22 protein-coding genes are annotated in these 22,977 nt (G+C 53.3%); 10 read left to right on the top strand and 12 right to left on the bottom strand.

Annotated elements, in window-relative coordinates; genetic code table 11:
* Positions 1-5 precede the first annotated feature (5 nt).
* Positions 6-971, top strand: coding sequence for an arsenic resistance protein (locus W822_RS37665; protein WP_024005867.1), 966 nt, complete (start codon positions 6-8; stop codon positions 969-971).
* Positions 972-1,146: 175 nt separating this feature from the next.
* Positions 1,147-2,433, top strand: coding sequence for an arsenic transporter (locus tag W822_RS37660; RefSeq protein ID WP_024005866.1), 1,287 nt, complete (start codon positions 1,147-1,149; stop codon positions 2,431-2,433).
* A gap of 20 nt (positions 2,434-2,453) precedes the next feature.
* Here the strand turns inward: W822_RS37660 and W822_RS37655 are convergent, their stop codons facing one another.
* A complete protein-coding gene (locus tag W822_RS37655; protein ID WP_024005865.1) occupies positions 2,454-3,125 on the bottom strand; it encodes a flavin reductase family protein in 672 nt (223 codons plus the stop codon).
* Positions 3,126-3,149: 24 nt separating this feature from the next.
* Positions 3,150-4,118: a Bug family tripartite tricarboxylate transporter substrate binding protein gene (locus tag W822_RS37650; RefSeq protein WP_024005864.1), complete on the bottom strand. Its 969-nt coding sequence runs from the start codon at positions 4,116-4,118 to the stop codon at positions 3,150-3,152.
* Positions 4,119-4,342: 224 nt separating this feature from the next.
* On the opposite strand from W822_RS37650, the gene W822_RS37645 reads away from it, so the two are divergent.
* On the top strand, positions 4,343-5,365 hold the full coding sequence (locus W822_RS37645; RefSeq protein ID WP_024005863.1) for a LacI family DNA-binding transcriptional regulator: 1,023 nt from the start codon (positions 4,343-4,345) through the stop codon (positions 5,363-5,365).
* A 52-nt stretch (positions 5,366-5,417) separates the two neighbouring features.
* Here W822_RS37645 and W822_RS37640 read toward each other — a convergent pair whose 3' ends face one another.
* The 6 genes from W822_RS37640 to W822_RS37615 all read right to left on the bottom strand — a co-directional run bounded on the left by W822_RS37640 (position 5,418) and on the right by W822_RS37615 (position 9,993).
* On the bottom strand, positions 5,418-6,164 hold the full coding sequence (locus W822_RS37640) for an amino acid ABC transporter ATP-binding protein (protein WP_024005862.1): 747 nt from the start codon (positions 6,162-6,164) through the stop codon (positions 5,418-5,420).
* Positions 6,161-6,814 (bottom strand): amino acid ABC transporter permease, encoded by a 654-nt coding sequence (locus W822_RS37635; protein ID WP_024005861.1) that lies wholly within the window; start codon positions 6,812-6,814, stop codon positions 6,161-6,163. The genes W822_RS37640 and W822_RS37635 overlap by 4 nt, the downstream gene beginning before the upstream one ends.
* A 52-nt stretch (positions 6,815-6,866) precedes the next feature.
* Positions 6,867-7,733, bottom strand: coding sequence for a substrate-binding periplasmic protein (locus W822_RS37630; protein ID WP_024005860.1), 867 nt, complete (start codon positions 7,731-7,733; stop codon positions 6,867-6,869).
* A 41-nt stretch (positions 7,734-7,774) separates the two neighbouring features.
* Positions 7,775-8,443, bottom strand: a complete 669-nt coding sequence (locus tag W822_RS37625) for an RraA family protein (RefSeq protein WP_024005859.1) — start codon at positions 8,441-8,443, stop codon at positions 7,775-7,777.
* 181 nt (positions 8,444-8,624) lie between these two features.
* Entirely contained in the window at positions 8,625-9,227 is a 603-nt protein-coding gene (locus W822_RS37620) for a DNA-3-methyladenine glycosylase family protein (RefSeq protein ID WP_024005858.1), read from the bottom strand.
* A 79-nt stretch (positions 9,228-9,306) separates the two neighbouring features.
* Positions 9,307-9,993, bottom strand: a complete 687-nt coding sequence (locus W822_RS37615) for a GntR family transcriptional regulator (RefSeq protein ID WP_253272299.1) — start codon at positions 9,991-9,993, stop codon at positions 9,307-9,309.
* A gap of 169 nt (positions 9,994-10,162) precedes the next feature.
* Between W822_RS37615 and W822_RS37610 the strand changes: the two genes are divergently transcribed.
* From W822_RS37610 to W822_RS37595, 4 genes are all read left to right on the top strand, one after another.
* Complete coding sequence (locus W822_RS37610) at positions 10,163-11,293, top strand: sugar ABC transporter substrate-binding protein (RefSeq protein ID WP_024005856.1); 1,131 nt, start codon at positions 10,163-10,165, stop codon at positions 11,291-11,293.
* Between the two features lie 69 nt (positions 11,294-11,362).
* Positions 11,363-12,883: a sugar ABC transporter ATP-binding protein gene (locus W822_RS37605; protein ID WP_024005855.1), complete on the top strand. Its 1,521-nt coding sequence runs from the start codon at positions 11,363-11,365 to the stop codon at positions 12,881-12,883.
* A gap of 1 nt (position 12,884) precedes the next feature.
* Positions 12,885-14,915, top strand: a complete 2,031-nt coding sequence (locus W822_RS37600; RefSeq protein ID WP_034280403.1) for an ABC transporter permease — start codon at positions 12,885-12,887, stop codon at positions 14,913-14,915.
* Between the two features lie 79 nt (positions 14,916-14,994).
* The gene (locus W822_RS37595; protein WP_024005853.1) at positions 14,995-15,870 is read left to right on the top strand and encodes an SMP-30/gluconolactonase/LRE family protein; all 876 of its coding nucleotides are present in this window, start codon (positions 14,995-14,997) and stop codon (positions 15,868-15,870) included.
* Between the two features lie 89 nt (positions 15,871-15,959).
* On the opposite strand, the gene W822_RS37590 is transcribed toward W822_RS37595, so the two are convergent.
* The 4 genes from W822_RS37590 to W822_RS37575 all read right to left on the bottom strand — a co-directional run bounded on the left by W822_RS37590 (position 15,960) and on the right by W822_RS37575 (position 19,865).
* Positions 15,960-17,111, bottom strand: coding sequence for an alpha-hydroxy acid oxidase (locus W822_RS37590; RefSeq protein ID WP_024005852.1), 1,152 nt, complete (start codon positions 17,109-17,111; stop codon positions 15,960-15,962).
* Between the two features lie 22 nt (positions 17,112-17,133).
* Positions 17,134-18,108 (bottom strand): tripartite tricarboxylate transporter substrate binding protein, encoded by a 975-nt coding sequence (locus W822_RS37585; protein WP_024005851.1) that lies wholly within the window; start codon positions 18,106-18,108, stop codon positions 17,134-17,136.
* A 77-nt stretch (positions 18,109-18,185) separates the two neighbouring features.
* The gene (locus W822_RS37580) at positions 18,186-19,172 is read right to left on the bottom strand and encodes a hydroxyacid dehydrogenase (RefSeq protein WP_024005850.1); all 987 of its coding nucleotides are present in this window, start codon (positions 19,170-19,172) and stop codon (positions 18,186-18,188) included.
* Positions 19,173-19,184: 12 nt separating this feature from the next.
* Positions 19,185-19,865 (bottom strand): RraA family protein, encoded by a 681-nt coding sequence (locus W822_RS37575; RefSeq protein WP_024005849.1) that lies wholly within the window; start codon positions 19,863-19,865, stop codon positions 19,185-19,187.
* 131 nt (positions 19,866-19,996) lie between these two features.
* Here W822_RS37575 and W822_RS37570 point away from each other — a divergent pair, with 131 nt between their 5' ends.
* The 3 genes from W822_RS37570 (at position 19,997) to W822_RS37560 (ending at position 22,908) form a co-directional block, all read left to right on the top strand.
* Positions 19,997-20,866 carry a LysR family transcriptional regulator gene (locus W822_RS37570; protein ID WP_024005848.1) on the top strand — a complete coding sequence of 290 codons (870 nt, stop codon included), beginning with the start codon at positions 19,997-19,999 and terminating at the stop codon, positions 20,864-20,866.
* Position 20,867: 1 nt separating this feature from the next.
* Positions 20,868-21,806, top strand: coding sequence for a DMT family transporter (locus W822_RS37565; RefSeq protein WP_024005847.1), 939 nt, complete (start codon positions 20,868-20,870; stop codon positions 21,804-21,806).
* Between the two features lie 118 nt (positions 21,807-21,924).
* Positions 21,925-22,908: a tripartite tricarboxylate transporter substrate binding protein BugE gene (locus W822_RS37560; protein ID WP_024005846.1), complete on the top strand. Its 984-nt coding sequence runs from the start codon at positions 21,925-21,927 to the stop codon at positions 22,906-22,908.
* The last annotated feature ends 69 nt before the right edge of the window (positions 22,909-22,977 follow it).

The raw sequence follows: 22,977 nt of genomic DNA, 5'->3' as shown, positions 1-22,977 counted from the left end.
TCATGATTGAGCATCTTAGATCGCTGCTGGAAGCACATCAGGTCCGGATTTATTTTTTTACCCTCATCAGCGGCGCGTTACTTGGTTTTGCCATCCCTGGCACAGATGAGTTGGAAGCCGCCATCAATCCGGCACTCGCTGTCATGCTATTTGCCACATTTCTGCAAGTGCCGCTGGCGCAAATTGGTACCGCCTTGCGCAATGTCAGATTTCTCACTGCCCTGCTTTCGACCAATTTCATTGTCATGCCCGCGGTTGTACTGGGGCTGGTGCAACTATTGCCAGACGATTCAATGCTGCGCCTGGCGGTATTATTTGTATTATTAACCCCGTGTATCGACTATGTGATTACCTTTACACATTTGGGACAAGGCAATGCCCGACTACTGCTGGCGATGACCCCTGTTCTCCTGCTCTTGCAAATGCTTTTGTTGCCGGTCTATTTAAGCGCAATATTGGGTAGCGAAGTTTCAAACCTAGTACAGGCTGGTCCGTTTCTCCATGCGTTCGTCTGGCTGATTTTCGTTCCACTGTTGCTGGCGGCGATCACCCAGTTCGTTGCCAGACGAACCAGAGCAGGCGCTCAGTTGCTTGAATGGTTGAATTTATTGCCGGTACCCGCTACTGCGCTTGTGCTCTTTATTGTGCTGATTTCGGTCATGCCGCAAATCGGTAATGCCCAACAAGCGGCCCTGAGTGCAGCGCCGATTTATATTTTGTACGCCATGATCGCGCCGCTGGCCGGCCAGCTTGTCGGCAAAGGTTTGCGGCTTGAACCCGCCGCGGCCCGGGCGGTTTCTTTTTCCGCTTCATATCGAAATTCACTTGTGATACTGCCACTGGCCTTTGCCGTGCCGGGCGGTGTGCCGCTATTGCCTGCGGTGATTCTCACGCAGACTATTGTGGAACTGGTTTTTCTGCCGCTTTATGTGCGCTGGATACCAAAACTGGCACAAGTCCAATCGAGCTAACGCTAGCTACAGTATAAACATCACTACAGCAGCCGGAAAATTCAATGCAAAACTTCAATAGCTTTCCACGTCGGCTTCTTTTGCAGATTGGCAGCACACCCCCTCATTAACACAGTAAAATCGGTACACTTTCCGATCCGCGCCTTGCGCCGGATAACCGCAAGAGCCTGCCAATATGTTGATTTCCGCCCTTATTTTTGTCCTAACCATGACGCTGGTCATCTGGCAACCCCGTGGTCTGGGTGTGGGCTGGAGCGCCATGCTGGGCGCCGTTCTGGCGCTGGCCACGGGCGCGATTCATCTGACGGATATTGTCGTGGTCTGGAATATTATCTGGAATGCAACGGCCACTTTCATTGCCATTATCATTATCAGTTTGCTGCTGGACGAGGCCGGTTTCTTTGAATGGGCCGCCCTGCACATTGCACGCTGGGGCCGGCAACGCGGCCGCCTGCTCTTTTGCTTTGTTGTGCTACTGGGGGCTGCCGTCTCTGCTCTCTTTGCAAACGACGGAGCCGCGCTGATTCTGACTCCAATTGTCATGGCCATGCTTGTCGCACTGGGTTTTGGGCCCGCCGCCACCCTTGCGTTTGTAATGGCAGCCGGGTTTATTGCCGATACCGCCAGTCTGCCGCTGATTGTGTCGAATCTGGTCAATATTGTGTCTGCCGATTATTTCGATATTTCCTTTGCCCGTTACTCCCAGATCATGGTCCCAGTCAATCTGGTGTCCGTCGCGGCAACGCTGCTCGTGTTGCTGGTTTACTTCCGCGCAGACATTCCCCAGGATTACAACGGCGGGTCATTGAAGGTCCCCGTCCAGGCGATTCGTGACCGGCGCACTTTTTTTGCGGGCTGGCTGGTATTGGCTCTGTTGCTGATGGGCTTTTTCTTCCTGGAAGACACGGGCATCCCAGTCAGCGTGATCGCTGCTGTGGGCGCGTTGATTTTATGGATTGTGGCAGGCACCGGGTCCATCATTCATACCCGAAAGATCCTTCACGAAGCGCCCTGGTCAATCGTATTTTTCTCACTTGGCATGTATCTCGTTGTATACGGCCTGCGCAATGCCGGCCTGACCGGCTATATCACGAATGTGCTTGATTGGCTGGCGCAGCAGGGCATCTGGTCGGCCACCCTGGGTACGGGCGTGTTGACTGCCCTGCTCTCTTCAATTATGAACAACCTGCCCACCGTCCTGATCGGCGCGCTCTCTATCGAAGCCAGCCAGGCAATCGGCCTGGCTCGCGAGGCGATGATCTACGCCAACGTCATCGGCAGCGACCTGGGACCCAAAATCACGCCGGTAGGAAGCCTGGCTACCCTGCTCTGGCTTCATGTGCTGGCACGCAAGGGGGTCAGAATTACCTGGGGCTATTATTTCCGTGTCGGCATCGTGTTGACTGTCCCTGTCCTTCTCATCACGCTCGCTGCACTGGTCGCACGCCTGCAGTGGGGTTGAATCCGGGCCTCTCAAAATTATTAAGAAGCTCCACCCTGCTTTTCACCGATCCATCCCTCGCCACCTGGCGGGCGCTGCAACATGGGCTTATGGATGATTTCGCCCAGCGTACTGTAAAAAGGCCCGCCCAGGCGCGCTACCGGGTCGATACGGTGACTGTCCAGACGATGACCGTCATACACAAGGCTGGACAAATGAAAGCCGACGACTTCGCCGATATATAAGGTATTAATGCCTCGTCCAAGTACCACTTTCTGGTCCAGCCGACATTCCATCTGTATTGGCGTGCCGGCAATACGAGGTGGCGCAACGACGCGACTTGGCAGAAGGTTGATATCAAGTGCCGCGGTTTCACTGTCCCCATTAGGAAAATTCGCTGCAGTCTGATGCATTTTTTCCATTGATGCACCATTGACCACGTTGACGACAAACTCCTTTCGAGCCGAAATATTAAGGGCCGTGTCTTTGGGTTCTCCTTCCCGTGTGGCGATATTGATCGCCAGCATGGGCGGGCTGGTGCAAACATAGTTGTACGAACTGAAAGGGGCTGCATTGACCGTGCCGTCTTCATTCAGTGTAGTGATCCAGGCAATGGGTCTGGGCACGACACAACCGACGAGCAGTTTGTAGCTCAGTTCGGTATCAAGGCGCTCTTTGCCTATATAGGTGAAATCGCCGTCATCTTCAAACATACTTGTTCCTGTTTTGCGTCTAGTTCATTTCGCAAGCCCGATGGCTTGCAGCAGTTCTGTCATGGCAGCCCGATCCTGGCGTACGAAAGCGTCTGTCTGTTCAGGCGTCAGGGCCAGGATTTCACCGTCCACCTGGCGCAAAAAAGACGCGTAGTCTGGCTTGCGATCAATTTTCAGAAGCGCCTGGTTCAGCCGGTCTATGATTGCTTTTGGCGTACCTTTGGGCGCAGCCAGGCTGTACCAGGTCGCAACCTCCGCGTCGTGCACACCGGCCTCCTCCATTGTCGGTACATCCGGCAGCAAAGGGGACCGTGACTTGGCGCCATATGCCAGCGCTTTGACGCGACCGTCCTTAACGTATTGAAGCGTAGCAGACAGATTCAAAAACGCGAGCTGCACCTGCCCACCCATCAGATCGGTTAACGCAGGGGCCGCCCCGCTATAGGGAACATGAACGATATCGATTCCGGTTTTGCGCTTGAATTGCTCGCCACTCAGATGGGTTGCACCGCCCGCGCCGGCAGAGCCGAAGTTGAGCTGGCCCGGATGCTGTTTTGCATACCGAACGAGTTCATCGACGTTATTGACTTTCAGTCCCGGATTGACAACCAGCATATTGGACTGGCGCGTCACGATCCCAATGAAGCTGAAATCACCAATGCCATCGTAGGCAACCTTCTGCAACAAGGGTGTCACCACGTGACCGGCTGATGTACCCATTAACAAGGTATAGCCATCAGCCTTCGCATTGGAAACATAAGCGGTTCCCAATGCCGCTGCCGCGCCCGGCTTGTTTTCAACAATGACCGGTTTACCCAGTTCCGTGCGCAACTCGGATGCAAGTTTGCGGGCCAGTACATCGGCCGGGCCCCCGGCCGCATACGGATTGATCAATACCACCGGTTTCACCGGATAGTCCTGTGCGTAGGCGGCGCTCGCTCCGACGCTGACGATGAGCGTGACGATACTCGCTAGACGACGAATTTGAATCATTGCTTTGTCTCCAATTGTTTTACCGAAGCATAATCCAGCCTGGATATAAATGCAATAGTCCAGTTTAATGACCTTTATGTTTACTGCAACCGAAAACTGCACTTCCTATTCAACGCTCACCCCAACCCGCCAGAGCCGCAGCAAGCCCGGTGCAAGTCAATATTCAGACTATGAGCAGCACGTTGAGTGCGTTATAATTTTTCAATCTGGATATTGAGCTGAACATGAAGCCTATTACTCTACGAACAGTTGCCCAACAGGCCGGGGTCTCCATCGCCACAGTGTCCAAGGTCGTCAACGGTATCAATAAAGGCATTTCTGCGGAGACCGTTGCACGGGTCCAGCGCATTATTCACGAATTGAACTACCGGCCCAACAGAATGGGTCGCGAACTGCGCACGCAACGCAACTATATTGTCGGCATGGCCATCGTCGATAACTCACCGACTTTTTTGACCGATCCCTATATCACCCAGCTGGTGGCGGGCCTGTCCAACTATCTGGGCGCGCAAAACTATGGCCTGCTGTTGCATGGTATTTCACCTGAAATGGTGGAACAGTCCTTTCTATTGAAAGAATCTGTTGTCGTGGCAATGTGCCTGATGCTCTCGGGGACTGCGACCCAGAGGCGGCGGCATTTGGATCTGGTGCGTGCCAGTGGCCATCCCATGGTCGTCTTTCAGGAACAGCCTCGCCGGACAATCACAGACTGCTGCTTTGTGAACCAGGACGACCTGGGCGGCGCACAGGTACTGGCAATGAAGGTGGTAGCCCGCCACCCGAAACGCGTTTTCATACTCACACCGGAGCTGCCCTGGCACGCAATCGAGAGCCGTGTGAAAGGATTGCGCAAGGTGCTGGATAAACACAAGTGCAATTATCATGTTATTGCCAGTGATGAAAATCAACCATCGTCCACCCTGCTTTCACTGGAAGCGGCCATCGCCAGGCATGGCACGCCAGACACCGTTGTGGGCGCCAATGATCATCTGGCCTATGTCGCCTACCGGCATCTTACCGACAACGGCTATCGGGTACCAGAGGAGATCGGTATCACCGGTTTCAATGCATTTGACACAAACGCCTTCCTCAGGCCGGTACTGGAATCAGTACGATCCCCTGCCTATGAACTGGGTGAAACGGGAGGAAAAGCACTGCTTGCAAGACTGGAACATGGCCGGTTCGACTCAGATTCAATCACCCTGCCTGTCACGCCAGTCAGTGGCACGACATTGTTGACTGACTGATTCTCTACATACGATTCATTCCTGATTGTTTCTTTTGCATACTAGATACTTTCTAATCGGCGACCTGTTCGATCACGGCTCGCAAAAACCGTCGCAGCCTTTCGTTTTTCGGATTGACAAACATCTGATCGGGCGTGCCCTGCTCGACTATCTTCCCACCATCCATGAAGATCACTTTATCTGATACCTCTTTCGCAAATTGCATTTCGTGTGTGACCAGAATCATGGTCATGCCCTGGCGCGCCAGTTCCCGAATCACGGCCAGCACTTCACCGACCAATTCGGGATCCAGTGCCGAGGTAATCTCATCCAGCAGCAGCACACGCGGCTTCATCGCCAGGCATCGCGCGATCGCTACGCGCTGTTTCTGACCACCCGATAGCTGTGCCGGAAATGCGTCAGCCTTGTCCGCGAGCCCGACACGCTGCAACAACAACATTGCTTCCTGTTTCGCCTGCGCTGGCGTCAATTTCAATACCTGAACAGGCGCTTCGATCACATTACCCAGGACCGTCATATGCGGGAACAGATTGAAGTGCTGAAACACCATGCCGATTTTGGTGCGCAACTGATTGATATTGGTCGCGGCAGTCACCTGTTGACCATCAAAAAATACCTCTCCGGACGAGATGACCGCCAGGCGATTGATACATCGGAGCAATGTACTTTTGCCAGAGCCGCTCGGGCCGATCAGAGTAACACTCTGGCCCTCCTGGACCGACAGGCTGATGCCCTTAAGCACCTCGATCTTGCCGAATGACAGGCGCACATCCTCAAGTCGGACGATCTCCTTGCTCATGACGCATCCCCTTTTCGCTCAAGTCGTTTAGCCAGGCGCGATAACGGAATGCAAATAGCCAAATAGATAACTCCGGCCATCATATAAACGGCAAGACTGCGATAGGACTGAGTGGCCGCATCATAAGAACGGTACATGATTTCCGGCACGGAAATGGTCAACGCCAGCGAGGTGTCTTTAATCATGGCAATGACAAAATTGGTCAGAGGTGGCAGCGTAATTACAAAAGCCTGCGGCAGCACAATCCGTTTCATCGCCTGGAAAGCTGTCATGCCCAGTGAGCGCGATGCTTCCACCTGACCAAAATCAATGGCTTCAATGCCTGCACGGAATATTTCAGCTGAATAGGCACCGCCAATGAAACCAAGGGTCAGAACCGCTGCGGTAAAGGCATCGAAACGGATACCGATATTGGTCAGCCCGTAATACACGATAAATAGCTGTAATAAAGCGGGCGTGGCACGCACCAATTCGATATAAACAGCTGCCACTCTTTTGAGCCATCGAACACGCGACATATAGGTAAACGTCACCGTGAGCCCGATCACGACGCTCAGGATCAACGCCAGGACAGTCAATTCCACCGTAATGACGGCGCCCTGCAGAATGTACAGAAAATATTTTTCAATCAACGCAACATAATCCGTCATGATATTCCTGAAAGCCTGCGTCAGATAAAACCGAAATGGTCGGCAGGACTTCCTACCCGAACTTTCCGGTGAGGTACGAGGGGTTGGTCATGCCATATTTAGCGAGAATTTTTTTGCTGTCACCGGCCGCGATGATTTTTTCAATACCGTCATCGAACGCCTTGATCAGATTGGCTGTCCCGTTTTTTGAAAATACATAGTAGTTGGCCGGCAGCGTATCACTCCCCAGATAGGACGGCGCCAGTGCTTCCAGCACCGCAAAATCATAGTCCGGATTCTGGCGTTGCGCATAATCGAAGGTATAGCCCCACCAAATGGCCCCATCAATCCGGCCTGCTTTCAAATCCATGAGCATGGGATCGGCTGTATCGTACTTGCGGATATCGCCGGTCGCGAATTTCTTTTGAATGGCCGCCGCTTCAAGCTCCTGGGCAGAGCCCCTCACAGTACCGATGACCTTGCCTTTCAGATCAGCCGTCTTTTTGATGGAATCATTTTTGCGCGCCACCAGAACATCGATTCCATACCAGGTCGGCCGTTCATTATAGGCCACCACTTTTTCACGCTCCGGTGTCCGATACAGCATGGCAATCACATCGACCCGCTGGGAATCCAGCGATGGCGCGAAGGCCGAATGGGTCAGAATAATCGGGTCGACCTGCACACCGATCTGCTTGGCAATGGCCAGCGTAAAATCGGCGTCGACGCCCTTCCACTCTCCCGAAGCCACATCTACCCATGACTCAGGTGGCACGCTGAAGGCGCCGACCCGCATGAATCCCCTTTTTTTGATATCGGCAAGTACATCTGCCGCTTGCGCCTGCGCGCTTTGAATTCCGGTCAGCATGCCGCCTGTGGTGATGATGGCGCCGGCGCCCATCGTGGTCAAAAATTGTCGGCGGGAAAATTGCGCTTTCATGTTGGTATCCTGTCAAAGAAAACCGCGACTTATGAAGAAAACTACAGTACACCGTACTTTCGATACACATCGTTCAGCAACAGGCCGTTAGCCAGTTCTTCACGTGTATGATTTTCACTTTCTACTTTTTCAAGCGATTTTTCGATTACCTGCTCTGCAATATCGATGGGGATCACAATGACGCCATCGGCGTCGGCAAACACGAGGTCGTTGCAATGCACCGTTACTCCGCCACACTCGATAGGCAGATCGTAGTTCATCATCTTGCCCCTGCCCTGCGAGTCCAGCGGTCCGATCCCGCCATGAAATACCGGAAAATTCAGCTTGCGGATATATCGGATATCGCGCACCAGACCGTCGGTAATACAGCCCACCGCACCGCGATGCTGCGATGCCGTGCTGAGCAATTCGCCCCACGGTGCGATCCGGGTGGTCGGACCATCACACCCCAGCACGACAACATCATCAGGTTTCAGATCGTCAATCAGCGCGATTTCATGTTCGTAGGGATTTTCGCCAGGTGCGACTGAAAAGGTATTCATAAAATAACCGGTCCGTGCACTGCCAAAAATCACACTTTCTTCCGACAGCGGCCGAATAAACGGCAACATGGCCTGATCGCGATATCCCATGCTGTCCAGTACATCGGACAGGACTGCGGTATATAACTTTGTTTTCAGCGTGTTGAAATCGAACTGCTTTTTTTTCATGTCCCTGCCTCGTGATGATTAAATGCGGCACGGATCGCCTGATTCATTCAACAAGCATGAAAGGTTCGCCGACGCGCCGCAAAACAACCTAGGTTAAACGTTTAACTATATTAAAGGATTTATTTTGAGATCGTCAATATAGGGATTTTACCGAAGCCCAAGGAGACTCAGATGAGCGCGTTTACTTGGAAAGTGCCCACAAATACAGGGATGCCGTGCTGCAATACGGCGAATAGCGGCGCCGATAGCGTTCAAACCGCTCACGCGGCAGGGTTTTATGGCGATACAGGCGCATGATGCCACGCTGAATCGCAAGATCCCCCCAACTGAGCACGTTGGGACGGCCAAGAGAAAATATCATCAACATTTCCGCCGTCCAGACACCTATGCCCTTCAACCCGGTAAGCGTTTGGATAACCTGCGCGTCATCCATGGTCGCAATCGCCGTCAGATCCAGTTGCCCTGATTTCACCGCCTCGGCTACCCCCAGCATATATTGAACTTTTTTCATACTGGTTCCACAGCGCTGCAGATCCGCTGCCCCGGCTGCCAGCAGCGAATCGGCTGTAAGCTGACCGTCGCATAATTGCACAATACGGGCATTAACGGTGCGTGCCGCGGCGGTTGAAATCTGCTGGTCAACAATACAGCGTATCAAAGCAGGAAACAGATCGGGCATGGTTGCACGCTCGATCCTGCCGATCTGCTCGATAGCCTGGGCCAGGCGCTTGTCACGCTTGCTGAGCCAGTTTATTTCGGTGTCGCCGTATTGAAAGATCTGCATATCGAGTGCCTGTCTGGAATAAAAATGATTGTAAACAGATCGCCTGGCATGAGCAACGAACGCAATCAAATTACCGACATTAATCCGGCGACAAGACGTTTTTTTCCATGATCAGTTCGCTAGCGCTCATCAGGTCCTGCACCAGTGCAGCGGCGGCCTGCTCCGGACGTTTCATTTTAATGCCCTGCACCATATTTTTATGATGGATATGTGCCTGGCGATTCATCAATCTCTCGGAGTTGATAGCCAGATCATAATTGAGCACTGGTCCGATCTGCAGCCAGAGTGCCTCAATCATATCGAAGAGGATCGGCATGCCTGCAGCTCCATATACACAAAAATGCAAGTTTTTATTCAGCCTCACAGCAACCTGCCCGTTCGGCTCTTTCGATTGGCGTGCTTCTTCGAATAGTCGCTGCAGATCCAGCATCCGGTTTAATTGTCGCTGGTTGCGATTTAAGGCCGCCTGGGCCGTCGCCAGCCCTTCGAGCTCAATACGGATCGTACGCAATTCCAGAAATCGGCTGACCGTCATGAGCGGAACACGAATGGCACGATTGGGAAGAATCTCCAGTGCACGCTCTGCCACCAGTCTGCCGACCGCTTCCCGCACGGGCATGGCGCTGGTGCCAAGCGTATCGGCCAGGCTGCGCAAACTGAACATTTGTCCTGGCAAAAGCTGGCCTGAAATCAGTAGTGAACTCAGTTCGTTATGCACCCGATCCGAGAGCGTGCTGCGGTCTACTTTTTTCAATTTGCTGCTCATTTTAATCATTAAATGGCTTCCTTTTTCATGATTGACAGTAGCATAAATGTCGTGCTAACGTGCCATCATAGTGTGATCACAGATCATACAATAGCCTGATAATAATGGGCAAATTTAAAAACAACGATTGTTCTATTCATTTGAAATTGGATCTTACCGGAGACATAAGATGCAACCAAAATCAATACTGCTGGCTTCACTGCTGGCCGTTACCATGACCCCTTTCGGCCCTGCCTCCCACGCACAGGCTGCCGAGAAATACAAAATCTATTTGAGCATGAGTTTCATTGGTAATGACTGGCAGGCCGAAGCGGCCAACATGGTCAAGGCCATGGCCAAAACACCGGCGCTCAGGGACAAGGTCGATCTTCAAGTCCAGGTATCTGGAGAAAACGCACAAAAGCAAATTCAACAGATTAATGCCATGGTGCAGGCAGGCGCCAAGGCCATCGTGGTCTTCCCGATCTCCCCTACTGCCTTGAATCGTGTCATTAAAAATGCCTGCAATAAGGGGGTCAAGGTGTTTGCCTATGACGGCGAAGTGACCGAGTCATGCGCGCATAATGTAGCGATCGACCAGCATGAAGCGGGTCGTGTGACGGCAGAGTGGCTGGCCAAAAAAATGAATTACAAGGGTAATGTCGTCATGCTGACCGGTGTGCCGGGCACGTCGGTTGACAAGTATCGGACGGAAGCCGCTAAGCAGGTATTTGCCAAACATCCGGAAATGAAAGTCGTGGCAGAAACACCGGGCATGTGGAATCAGGCAGTCGCCCGTACCGAATTATCAAAAATTGTGGCTGTCAGAAGTTGGGACAAGATCGATGGACTCTGGCTTCAGGTTGGCTGCTATACAGCAAACTCGATGCAACTGGAAGCTGGCAAGGATCCGAAGGATCTGCTTCCATGCGCAGGTGAAGGCTCCAATGGCGGACGCGTGCAGATGCTGCCTGCCGATACAAAAATAGACGGTGCGAACGGAAGCTACCGGCCCCTGGGTGCTCCCAGAATTTCTTATGCCTCTCCTCCGTATTCGGGCGCGCTGGCGTTAAAACTGGCCGTACAAGCAATTGAAGGTAAAACCTTTCCGGAAAAAATCACGCTTCCCCTGCCACAAGTAACAAATGAAACAATCAAACTTTGTAAAGACGGAAGTTGGACCGACCTGAAAGACGGCTGCAATGTCTTTTCACCCAAACTGGTCAGCAAACCCGGCTGGTTTGCATCCATTTACTCCGAGCAAACAGAAGGCCTGGGCATCAATGCAGCGCTCAATTCCGAGCCTGACGCCCAGCAATAAACAATGTCAACCGGATCAGGCGCGCCTCTTGCGTGCGCTTGATCCAAACTCATACCGGAATCGCGACTTATGAATGAGTCTGCCATTGCATTACGTTTGTCGGATATTTCAAAGAACTATGGTCCTGTCAACGCCTTGAGCGACGTTTCGCTGACGGTCAGCCGTGGCCGGGTCCATGCCTTGCTGGGAGAAAACGGTGCTGGAAAATCCACCACGGTGAAATTGCTATCGGGTCTGATCACGCCAACGAAAGGCTCGATTGAGATATTTGGCCGTCCTATCCACCTTGCTTCGCCCGCACTGGCGCAGAAAGCAGGAATACAGACCGCGTTTCAGGAAATGACGTTGCTGCCCGATCTGTCGGTATTCGATAATATGTTGCTGCCTTACTCGTCAACCGACCCGATTGGCATGTTCAGACGCAAGCAGCTTCGCGAGCAATTGCAGCACCATTTCGAGACACTGGATTTCCCGGTTTCGCTGGATCTGCCGGTCAATCGCTTCAATCTGGCATTACAGCAAAAACTCGAAATCGCCCGCGCATTATTTCGCAAACCACAGATACTGCTGCTGGACGAACCTACATCGACGCTGACGGCCGCCGATGTAGACTGGCTCGGCAATATTATCGGCAGGCTCAAAGCCCAGGGGGTCACGGTAATATTCATTTCTCATCGCATGAAAGAGGTACGTCAATTTTGCGATGATCTCTCTATCCTGCGCAATGGTCGTCATGTCGAAACCCGTGCAGCAAATGCGTTTTCTGATACCGAAGTGGTCGAATCCATTATGGGCCGCTCCATCTCCCAGGTGTTTCCCAAAAAGCGACAGCCTGCGGCTGCCCAGTCCGTATTAAGCTTGAAGAACATATGTTCGCCTAAACTGAAAGACATCAGCATCGATCTGAGAAAAGGCGAAATTCTCGGACTCGCGGCGCTTCAAGGCATGGGTCAGCTGGATGTATTTCAAATGTGTTTTGGAATCGAACAGCCGGATTCCGGAACATTATTGCTTGACGGACATCCCCTCACCCTGCTATCGCCGGTCGACGCCATCAGACCGAATATTGGTATCGGATTTGTACCAGAAGACAGAAAAACAGAGGGCTTGCTGCTTAATCAAAGCGGCCTGAAAAATACGTCCTTACCGGTACTCTCGCAATTGTGCGCGTGGGGCGCGATCGACGAAAAAAAAGAAGCAAAATTGGCCGCGACTGTTTTCAAGCGGATTGATCTGGACCGGCGGGCGCTCTGGATGGATGCAGGCTCTTTTTCAGGCGGAAACCAGCAGAAAATTGTGATTGCCAAATGGTTATTGGCACGCAGCCGCATCCTGTTGCTGTTCGATCCTACACGCGGCATTGATGTCGGCACCAAGCACGAATTGTATGAACTGATCGCCGACTTCGCCAATCTGGGCGGCGCCGTTCTGTTTTACTCGACTGAAATCCCCGAGGTGGTCAACCTCTGTCACCGGGTTCATGTCATGTACAAAGGGGAAATCACAGATACAGTTGATGGCGACGATATCAGCGAGACTCGCATTATGGACATTGCGATGGGAAATACCAGACACGAGGGAGTGCACTGATATGAATGCTCAATATACCGTCTTTCATCGGTATGGGACCTTGATGGCTGCTTTTATCGTGATGTTGATATTGCTGCTTGTCATTATTGCGTCAAGCGCCGGCTTCAGCTATTTTGATATTTCTCTGCTGGCCAGTGGTGGAACGACATTGGCACTGGCGGCCATTGGCGGGACCCTGGTAATACTCAGCGGAGGTTTTGACCTCTCGGTGGGCGCGGTGATTTCACTTGTAAACGTCGTTCTGGCGGCAGGCTACATTGACGACAACACACCAGCCGCCTTTGCCTTGTCTTTCGGACTGGCAATACTGGTGGGTGCCGCCTGCGGGCTGGTCAATGGTGTATTGGTGGCCTATGCCCGCATTCAGCCCATTGTTGTTACTTTATCAACAATGTTTATTATCCAGGGCATTACCTTACTAGTCATGAATTCGCCGGGCGGAACGGTCCCGTCGTCCCTGGGAACCTATTTGATGGGCGATATTCTGCCTGAATTATTCCCGGCTTCACTATTTCTTATTCTGCTTTCCCTGCTGGTGTGGGCCTGGATCAAGAGAACGCCTTTTGGCCTGCATCTCTATGCGACCGGTGGCAATGCAGAGGCCGCCCGTGCTGTCGGCATACCGATTGCACGCAGCTATTTATTGACCTATACACTGGCCGGTGCTTTCTACGGGCTGGCTGGTTTTTTTCTGAGCGCCCAAACCGGTGCGGGCGATCCGCTGGTCGGCAATTCGCTTTTGCTTTCCGTGTTTGCGGCTATTGTCATTGGCGGCACCCGTCTGGGCGGAGGCAAGGGCGGGCCGGTAGGCTCCGTCATCGGTGCATTCGTGCTCATGCTTATTGTCAATATTCTGCTGCTGTTTAACATTTCGGCATACTACTCTACCATTGCTCAGGGGGTTGTGCTGATTATGGCGGTCATGATCAGCGGGTTTGGCAAGGAAGCCGAACTAAGAAAGTTCCTCCGGTTGCTCAGGCACAGGATACAAGCCATGCGTCAGCGACGGCTCGCTTCACAGCTGAATCAGGAGTCTAAATATATTGATGCGTGTGCCGGCGCGTCAGCATCACCGGACAGCCATATTGCGTTTAATCGCAAACACCAGAAAGACTTGCGTATTTCACTGCCCGCACTTTGTGGCCTGATCGTCCTGTTGATCGCAACCCAGATTTTTCTCGGCCGCAATGTGTTCGAATGGTCATACTGGAATTCCATGCTCGTATTGTCGACCTTTCTTATAATCCTCGCCCTGGGCCAGGGGGTCGTCGTGTTTACGGGCGGCCTTGACTTGTCCCTTCCATGGACGATTGCGCTATCAGGCATACTGTTCACCGGCCTGACTCAGGGCACAAATGAAGCGCTGATCTATGCTTTGCCGCTGATTTTGTTCATTGGTATTCTCATCGGATTTGCAAACGGGATCATGGTTGCCGTCCTGGGTATTTCCCCCATCGTCGCGACATTGGCCAGCAATGGCATACTTCAAGGCATTGCCCTACTCTATTCGGGTGGCACGCCCAGCGCCTACCCGTCGCCACTCATCAGCTGGCTAATGACCGCCCGGATCGCCGGTATTACACCCGTTATATTCCTATTGATCATTTTTGTGATCCTGGCTGTATTTCTGCTGAATAAGACCCGTTTTGGCCGGCATGTTTATGCGACGGGCAGTAATTTGCATGCGGCCTACCTGTCTGGTGTGCCTACCCGTCGGATCCTCATCCTGGTATATGTATTGTCCTCGCTATCCGCTGCAGTTGTTGGGGTCCTGCTCACGGGTTTTTCAGGACAGGCAAGTCTTGGAATGGGAGATGATTACCTTTTGCCATCCATCGCAGTGATTGTGGTTGGTGGCGGTCTGATTACGGGAGGTCGCGGACATTATTTGGGCATTCTGGCAGGTGTATTGCTGCTGACAACCCTGCAAATCCTGCTGGCCGGAAGCGGTCTGCCTTACGCAGTACGCCCTATTTTATTTGGTTTTGTCCTGCTTGCTGCAGTCGCCCTGCTTCGGGAAAAGGCGAGGTAACCCCAAGGCGATGCAGGGGACTTGAAGACTGTGGTGTACGGAGACAAAACAACAAAACGTTTATGAACAGGAGACTGGTATGAAAATCGAAGTGTTGGTGGATGTCAAGACAACCCTGGGAGAAGGACCATTATGGGATGTGCAGGAGCAACGCCTGTACTGGATAGACAGTGCGGACGGCAGAGTCTTTCGTGCCACCGCTCAGGGAAATGAACTTCGCGCATGGCAGGTACCGCAGAAAATTGGCTCAATGGCTTTGCGCAAAGGCGGTGGTGCCATTGTATCGTTGGCTCGGGGTCTGCATACACTGGACTTCGAGTCTGGAGGCATCCAGCTCATTACGGACCCCGAGCCCGAATTGCTGAACAATCGCCTGAACGATGGCAAGGTGGACGCGCAGGGGCGGTTTGTGTTTGGCAGTATGGACACGCTGGAAGAAGGCCCCAACGGCGCCCTGTATTGTCTGGATACCGATATGTCTGTGCGCAAGCTGGACGATCACATTATTGTCTCCAATGGCCCATGCTGGAGTCCGGATGGTCGCATTTTCTATTTTTCGGATACCTGGTCCGGCGATATTTGGGCCTATGACTATGATCAGAAGACAGGGAATATTTCCAACAAACGCGTTTTCACGACCCTTCAGGGCAAGCACTTCCGATCTTCAGACGGCTCGACCGTCGATGAGGAAGGCTGCTTGTGGAATGCGCAGGTCTACGAAGGGATACTTGTTCGGTACAATCCTGACGGTTCGGTGGAACGCACTATACCCATGCCGGTAAAAAATGTCACCAGTGTGATGTTTGGCGGGCCTGATCTGGATGTGCTTTATGTGACCTGCATGTCAAAACCCCCGCTCCCCCGTTTTCCCAAGGATAGCGTACTGGGCGGCAGTGTATTTGCCATCACGGGCCTGGGTATTCGTGGCCTGCCCGAACACCGGTTTGCAGGCTGATGCCGATTGACGATTCGCGTTGCAGATTCTGTGGCATAGCTGCTCACATGAACCTGCAACGTAGCACGCATGCAAAGGACGCCCGTTTCTTATTTTTTTCGGATATGGTCCTGTGACAAGGCGCCGATATGTTGAACGCCAAGCAGGCCCAGGTCGCGGGATATTTCAGCTGTAATTAACTGTATGGCCCTGTCCAGGCCCATACGCCCGCCCACCGCCGCAGCATAATTGAACGGTCTACCGACAAATACACATTTTGCCCCCAGCGCCAGGGCCTTAATCACATCGGTGCCGCGTCGTACTCCGCTGTCGAGCATCACGGGCACGTTTCCTGCAATATCCACAATCTCGGGCAGTACACGCAAGGGCGCAATGCTACCGTCCAGCTGACGTCCACCGTGATTGGAGACGATCAGGCCATCAACGCCGTTGGAAATGGCTGTGTGGGCGTCCTCTGCGTTAAGAATGCCTTTGATCACCAGCCTGCCCTGCCAGCGTGCCCTGATCGCACGCAAATGGTCCCAGCTGATGTGTCCGCGATCGGAATAATCACGCAACACGTTTTTCGACAAAATCGGGGCGCCACGCGTAGCATAGTTGTTTTCAAAATGCGGCATGCCATGTTTAAGACAGGTCTTCAGGAACGTGCTGCAAACCCAGCGTGGATGCGTGATGCCATCGAACAGTAAACGCAGCGAGGGGCGCAGCGGCGTAGAAAACCCGGCGCGGATATTATTTTCGCGATTGGCCGCAACCGGCGTATCTACCGTAATTACCAATGTACCGAATCCGGCGTGTGCAACCCGTGCAACCAGCTTCTCAATCTCCTGCGTGTTGCCCGGCAGATAGGCCTGAAACCACGTTGCCGGCGCGACGGCCGCCACCTCTTCCATGCGAATCAGGGACGAGCCGCTCATTATCATGGGAATGCCAGCAGCAGAAGCGGCTTGCGCCTGCACGATATCCCCGCGATAGGCAGACAGCGCACTGAGCCCCATCGGCGCGATCCCGACCGGAGAGCGATATGGGTTGCCGAACAGCGACAGGCTTGTATCGATCGTTGAGACGTCCACCAGTGCTCTGGGGATAAACGCAAAATCCTGAAAAGCCTGCCTGTTATCGTCGACAGACGCGTTGGTTTCCACCCCACCCCGTATATATTCGAAAACGGGACGGGGTAAATGTCGTTGCGCCAACGCTTCAAAGTCATCCAGACTGAGCGCCTGATCTGTTCGTGCCATATGTGACTGGTGTCCTTACTCTTTATTGGGCTTTTTCTGACCAGGGACTTTGCTGCCAAAGGTCCTTGAACTCGCTTTCGGCTTCCTGCAGTTCAGCGTGATAGGTTTTGCTGTCCATATAGCGTAAGGGAACGAACATGGTTTTCGCTTTCTCGATGAACTCGGGATCGGCTGACGCCTTCTGCACTGCGACGCGAAGTTTGCCGGCAATATCGTCCGGCAACCCTTTGGGTGCGGCAATGCCCCGTAATGAAGCCATGATGACATCATAACCCTGTTCCTTGAATGTCGGCACATCAGGCGCCAACGTACTGCGTTCCTGGCTCATTGAACCCAATAGCCGAATATCGGTTCCGCCTTTTTGGTAAGCCAGGACTTCACCCACATTCATGGCCGCCAGCATGATCTGCCCGCTTTGAATGGCATTACGTACCTCTCCTGCTCCCTTGAACGGAACATGGTTCAATTGTGTTCCGGTCAGTTTTTCAAATTTCATCATGGCCAGATGATCATCGGACCCAACCCCGGTCGTGCCGACCGTCACTTTGCCTGGATTCTCTTTGGCATACTTTTCCAGATCCTTCAGGGTTTTGATATCGCCCTTGCCACTAACGGCGAAACCGTCCGGATCATCGATCAGATTGCCGATCAGGTCAAAATCGCTCCAGTGATAATTGGCCTTGCGTTCGAGGGGAATGGTCAGCATATTGGGCGTATTGACAAAGCCGATGGTATAGCCGTCGGGCTTGGCCCGTTTGATTTCCGAAAATCCGATGGCGCCACCGGCACCCGGCCGATTCAGCACTACGATATTGGCTCCATCACCGAGATATTTTTGGATATACGGGGCGATGGCACGCGCTACCAGATCGGTCCCGCCACCGGGTGCGTACGAAACGACCATGCTGATGGCATGTTCGGGATATTGGGCATTGGCCTGAACAGCGCCCACTGTCAGCGCTGCAACCGCCAGCACCCGCGTAAATGTATATTTCATGGATTGTCTCCGTTTTTTAGTAAGAATGGAATGTCTGTTCGCACATTGGCAATCCAGGCATCCCGTATGACTTGCTGCTAGGATTGCACAACATGTAGCGGGGGTTTGCCGTCGACCATCAGCAATATCTGCTGGGCCGCCATTTTCGCAACATTATGACGACCTTCATGAGATACGCCTGCCGTATGGAAAGTGGACACCACATTCGGGTGGCCCAGCAGTCGATTGTCGGGCCCAGGCGGTTCCTGTGTCCAGACATCCAGCCCCGCCCCGGCCAGATGGCCACTTTGCAGCGACGCATACAGATCGTCTTCGTTATGAATGCCGCCGCGAGCAGTTGAGACAAATATGGCGCCGTTTTTCATGGCGCCGAACGCATCGGCATTGAACAGTTCACGCGTGTCCTGATTGAGCGGACAATGCAAGGAGATAATGTCACACTCAGCCAGCAGGACAGCCAGCGATACAGGCTTTGCCTGCCTCAACAGGATGTCCTGATCGGTCAGATACGGATCATAAGCCAGCACTTTCATCCCCAGTGCTGCAGCGATGTGTGCAAAGCGCGTACCAATGTGGCCGATACCGACCAGCCCCAGTGTTTTGCCCGCGACTTCATGACCCATCAACGCTTCGCGACTGCTCGCCTGCTGCGCCACCAGAACACGGTCAGACTCCACGATGCGGCGAGACACGGCCAACACCAGACCTAATGCCATTTCGGCCACTGAATTGGCGTTACCGCCGGCCTGATTGACCACAGTGATATTGCGTGCCTTGCACGCACTCACATCAATCGTGTCATAGCCAGCACCGGACGATGACACGGCTTGCAGTTTCGGACATTGTTCCAGCAATGCTTCGGTCACGAATAAGCCCTTGGGCAATTCGTCTTTGGCCGCCGAAACGTGATAATAATGTGCCTGGCTCAATGTGCGGTGCCACTCCGAAGGCGGTGCCTGTACATCAATGATTTTCAGTTCGACGTTGTCGTGCGCTGTCATCAATTGATCGAATACCGGATCGATCCACAAATTCGTGCGGACAACACATACCTTTTCGCTCATATCAGTCCCTGGTCAGTCGGCTTTTTTTGGGTCGTAGCCTAGTTTGGCCAATTCGATGTCAATCCAGCTTACGTCCAGGCGATCGCTATCGATATCACGAATGATGCTGGCTTCCAATGCATTTTTTTCACTCGCCCATTTGAGAATATCGCCAGCCTCGTCAAAAGGTACGCAAAGCAATCCGTCGGCGTCTCCGATAATCAGATCGCCCGGCTCGATCACCATTCCGTCAAGACTGATCGTCGTGTTGATTTCCCCGGGGCCATTCTTGTACGGCCCTCGGTGCGTGACGCCCGCCGCATAGACGGGAAAATTGCCTTGGCTGATTGTATCGATATCCCGGATCGCGCCGTTGATCACGAAACCGGCAATTCCCTTGCGACTGGCGGTGCGAACCATCAACTCGCCGATAATGGCATTTGTCGTATCCCCGCCCGTATCGACCACGATCACGTCACCTGGCGCCGCCATCTCAATTGCCTTGTGTACAAACAGGTTGTCGCCGGGTCGCGATTTCACGGTCAGTGCAGGTCCGGCCATTACCCCGCCCGCATGCATCGGACGCAACGATGGACCTCCGGCAGTCAATCGAAGCATGACATCGCTGATATTGGCAACGGGAATATCGGCAAATGATTTGACCAGCGCGGCCTCTACAGCGCGACGGCGGGTACGGATTTTAATTTCTACCATATCGTGTCTCCAGATTAAAGTTCAGGTGATTTTAGGGGTTAGAATCGCTGATATTGATCAATATTTTTACTTTGAAAAAGCAAAAATATTGCATTTATGGTAACAACCGTTTTCGCCAGGGAACAAACAGGATGGATACCAATTATCTGGAAACCTTTATCAAGACGCTCGATTGCGCATCAATTTCCGACGCGGCGCGCTATCTGGGCATTACGCCTGGCGCCGTTTCGGCCCGGATCCGCGCGCTGGAGGAGGAGTTGGGTCAGCCGCTGATCCGACGTTCCGGCCATACCGTCAGACCGACCGAGCACGGTCTGTTGATCAGCGATAAGGCACGCCAGATGATCCAGGATTCACGGGATATGACCGCCATGATAAAGAGCGGCAATGTGCTGGGCGAGCTACGACTGGGTTCTTTTTTTTCAGGCCTCACTACCCATCTGCCGCGGCTGCTGGAAAAAACCTATGAACAGCACCCGGAGCTGAGCGTCTTCGTTTCGTATGCCCCTTCAGTCGAACTGTGTCAGCAGGTACATACTGGCGTGCTGGATATTGCATTGGTCATTGAGCCGCAATTTGCCATTTATAAAAATTGCTCGTGGCTGAAAATCCAGGACGAACCCCTGACGCTGATTGTGCCGCCCGGGTGTGCAACCAAACACGCCCATGATCTTTTGCGAACCGAACCCTTTATCCGCTACGCCCGAAGCTCATACAGCGGGCAACTGGTGGATCGTTATCTCAAAGATAACCGCATTGTGCCCAACCAACGGCTGGAAATCGACAGCCTGCTGACCATTGCCTCTCTGGTGGCGCGCGGCGTTGGCGTGGCGCTGGTGCCCGACTCGTTTTCACTGGAAAGCCTGGGCAAAAGTATCAGAAAGGTGCCGCTGCCCGGTCGAACTCAGATCAGAAAAATCGGCATGATATGGTCAAATCAGAACCCGCGCGTTACTATCAGCAAATCCATTGCCATGTATGCCAGGGAACTGTTCAACTGAAATGACAACTGTAATTCATACAAGGCCCGGCCTGTGGTGGTCCTGGGGAGCCCCCATTGTATTTATCCTGCTGTGGTCTTCGGGCTTCAGCTTCGGGAAGATCGGCCTTCAATATGCAGAACCACTTACCTTGCTGTCGCTGCGCTATGCCTGCGTGGTGATTGCCCTGCTGCCCGTGCAGTACGCGCTGCGTTTGCGCTGGCCCGCAAGCCGCCGCGAATGGCTCAATATTTCAGTTGTCGGGCTGCTGATTCAGTTCGTCTATTTCAGTTTCAGTTACGTCGGCATGAAACAAGGCGTGAGCGCGGGTACGGTCGCCTTGATTGTGTCTTTACAGCCGATTCTTGTCGGCATCTGCGCGCCGTACCTGACAGGAGAGCGTCAGAGCCGGCAGCAATGGGTTGGTCTGGCACTGGGCCTGGCCGGGGCACTAATCGTCATCGTCTCGGGATCATCCCTGCAGACAGGTACTTGGACCGGTCTGGTGCTGGTCGTCATTTCTCTTTTCGCGCTGACAGGTGGTGTGCTATATGAGCGTACAAAAAGCGCGGGCATCGTCGGTCCGCATCCGGTCACGACCAACATTATTCAATGTGCGATCGGCCTGATTTTCTGCGTGCCGCTGGCGTTATTGATGGAAACCAATCGAGTCGACCTGAGCTGGCAGTTCGGCGGTGCGCTGGCATATCTGGTTTTCTGCAATTCCATTATTACCATTTCCCTGCTGCTGGCCATGGTCAGGCGACAACAGGCTGCCCGGGTCTCCGCGCTCTTTTTTCTGGTGCCGGCCTGCGCGTCGGTGGTGGCCATGTTCATGCTGGGAGAGACCATGCCGCCCGCAGGCTGGACGGGTATGACCCTGGCCGTGATCGGGGTGTTGCTGGCCAGTTCGGGTGCCTCATCTCAGGCAAAACAAGTCTCTACCGACCCGGTTCCCTGAGTACGTCTGCCGAACGCAGGTTCGTTCAGCCAGTATGGTAATGGTATTTACTCATATATTTCATATCAAATTTCTAATAACCTGCTGCTCTGTTCATTGATCTGTTTCAGGAGTGCGTATGCAACGCTGGCCCCATATTGTTCTGTCTGCCGTATTCGGCAGCCTTGCTGTCACGTCTGCCCAGGCTGCAAGCGATTATCCGACCCAGGCGATCCGGGTGATTGTGCCTTTTGCTCCCGGTGGCTCCACCGATATCGTGGCCCGGATCGTCGTACAGGAAATGTCGAAAATTATCGGTAAATCCATGGTCATAGAAAACAAGGCAGGCGCCGGTGGCGCTATTGGTGCTGCAGATGCCGCCCGGGCTAAACCGGACGGCTACACGCTGAGCATCGCCACGGTATCTACGATGGCGGTCAATCCGGCCTGCCGCCCGGACGACCTGACCTATGATCCGATCAAGGATTTTGCGCCAGTATCCAACTTTGTCAACACGCCAAACGTCGTAGAAGTGCACCCATCTTTTCCGGCCAGCAATTTCAAGGAATTTGTTGCAGAGCTGAAAAAAAATCCCAAAGAGTATTCATATGCATCTCCCGGGGTTTGCAGCATTGCTCACTTGATGGGCGAGGCGTTCAAACAGCAATTGGGCGTGCAGGTCAGCCATGTGCCTTATAAGGGAGCGGGTCCGGCCCTGACCGATGTCGTGGGCGGCCAGGTCAAAGTCATGTTTGACAATCTGCCCTCTTCCATGCCAAACATCCTGAGCGGCAAGCTCAAACCGATCGTGCTGGCCTGGCCGGAACGCATCAAGGAATTGCCGGATCTGCCGACCTACGCCGAGGTAGGCCATCCTGATCTGAATAACGGTGTATTCTATGGTCTGCTGGCTCCCGCCGGCACGCCCAAGGATGTTATCGCCAAACTCAACGAAACCGCGACAGCCGCGCTCAAGGCACCCAATGTCGTGGCGGCGCTGCAGAAACAGGGGGCCATTCCCGACCCTGGCTCGCCTGAGCATTTCGCCGAAGAAATCAAACGACAATACGATATTGCCAAAGAGATTGTGAAAAAAGGCAATCTGCAAATGAAGCGCAATTGACCTTCTCCCGGACGGGTGGCGGACTGGCATTTCCGCCCCGTCAGGCTGGCCTCTTTCCCGAGCGTCATT

This window comes from Advenella kashmirensis W13003, from assembly GCF_000506985.1.
In the GTDB taxonomy this organism is placed as follows: Bacteria; Pseudomonadota; Gammaproteobacteria; order Burkholderiales; family Burkholderiaceae_B; genus Advenella; species Advenella kashmirensis_A.
The sequence above is the reverse complement of the archived record's forward strand: the minus strand, read 5'-3'. Positions and strand labels throughout refer to the sequence as shown.

What these genes read in the sequence shown, in the direction of transcription:
- W822_RS37660 (WP_024005866.1), top strand. Translation starts at nt 1,147, where the DNA reads ATGTTGATTTCCGCCCTTATTTTTGTCCTAACCATGACGCTGGTCATC.
- W822_RS37655 (WP_024005865.1), bottom strand. Translation starts at nt 3,125, where the DNA reads ATGTTTGAAGATGACGGCGATTTCACCTATATAGGCAAAGAGCGCCTT.
- W822_RS37650 (WP_024005864.1), bottom strand. Translation starts at nt 4,118, where the DNA reads ATGATTCAAATTCGTCGTCTAGCGAGTATCGTCACGCTCATCGTCAGC.
- W822_RS37645 (WP_024005863.1), top strand. Translation starts at nt 4,343, where the DNA reads ATGAAGCCTATTACTCTACGAACAGTTGCCCAACAGGCCGGGGTCTCC.
- W822_RS37640 (WP_024005862.1), bottom strand. Translation starts at nt 6,164, where the DNA reads ATGAGCAAGGAGATCGTCCGACTTGAGGATGTGCGCCTGTCATTCGGC.
- W822_RS37635 (WP_024005861.1), bottom strand. Translation starts at nt 6,814, where the DNA reads ATGACGGATTATGTTGCGTTGATTGAAAAATATTTTCTGTACATTCTG.
- W822_RS37630 (WP_024005860.1), bottom strand. Translation starts at nt 7,733, where the DNA reads ATGAAAGCGCAATTTTCCCGCCGACAATTTTTGACCACGATGGGCGCC.
- W822_RS37625 (WP_024005859.1), bottom strand. Translation starts at nt 8,443, where the DNA reads ATGAAAAAAAAGCAGTTCGATTTCAACACGCTGAAAACAAAGTTATAT.
- W822_RS37620 (WP_024005858.1), bottom strand. Translation starts at nt 9,227, where the DNA reads ATGCAGATCTTTCAATACGGCGACACCGAAATAAACTGGCTCAGCAAG.
- W822_RS37615 (WP_253272299.1), bottom strand. Translation starts at nt 9,993, where the DNA reads ATGAGCAGCAAATTGAAAAAAGTAGACCGCAGCACGCTCTCGGATCGG.
- W822_RS37610 (WP_024005856.1), top strand. Translation starts at nt 10,163, where the DNA reads ATGCAACCAAAATCAATACTGCTGGCTTCACTGCTGGCCGTTACCATG.
- W822_RS37605 (WP_024005855.1), top strand. Translation starts at nt 11,363, where the DNA reads ATGAATGAGTCTGCCATTGCATTACGTTTGTCGGATATTTCAAAGAAC.
- W822_RS37600 (WP_034280403.1), top strand. Translation starts at nt 12,885, where the DNA reads ATGAATGCTCAATATACCGTCTTTCATCGGTATGGGACCTTGATGGCT.
- W822_RS37595 (WP_024005853.1), top strand. Translation starts at nt 14,995, where the DNA reads ATGAAAATCGAAGTGTTGGTGGATGTCAAGACAACCCTGGGAGAAGGA.
- W822_RS37590 (WP_024005852.1), bottom strand. Translation starts at nt 17,111, where the DNA reads ATGGCACGAACAGATCAGGCGCTCAGTCTGGATGACTTTGAAGCGTTG.
- W822_RS37585 (WP_024005851.1), bottom strand. Translation starts at nt 18,108, where the DNA reads ATGAAATATACATTTACGCGGGTGCTGGCGGTTGCAGCGCTGACAGTG.
- W822_RS37580 (WP_024005850.1), bottom strand. Translation starts at nt 19,172, where the DNA reads ATGAGCGAAAAGGTATGTGTTGTCCGCACGAATTTGTGGATCGATCCG.
- W822_RS37575 (WP_024005849.1), bottom strand. Translation starts at nt 19,865, where the DNA reads ATGGTAGAAATTAAAATCCGTACCCGCCGTCGCGCTGTAGAGGCCGCG.
- W822_RS37570 (WP_024005848.1), top strand. Translation starts at nt 19,997, where the DNA reads ATGGATACCAATTATCTGGAAACCTTTATCAAGACGCTCGATTGCGCA.
- W822_RS37565 (WP_024005847.1), top strand. Translation starts at nt 20,868, where the DNA reads ATGACAACTGTAATTCATACAAGGCCCGGCCTGTGGTGGTCCTGGGGA.
- W822_RS37560 (WP_024005846.1), top strand. Translation starts at nt 21,925, where the DNA reads ATGCAACGCTGGCCCCATATTGTTCTGTCTGCCGTATTCGGCAGCCTT.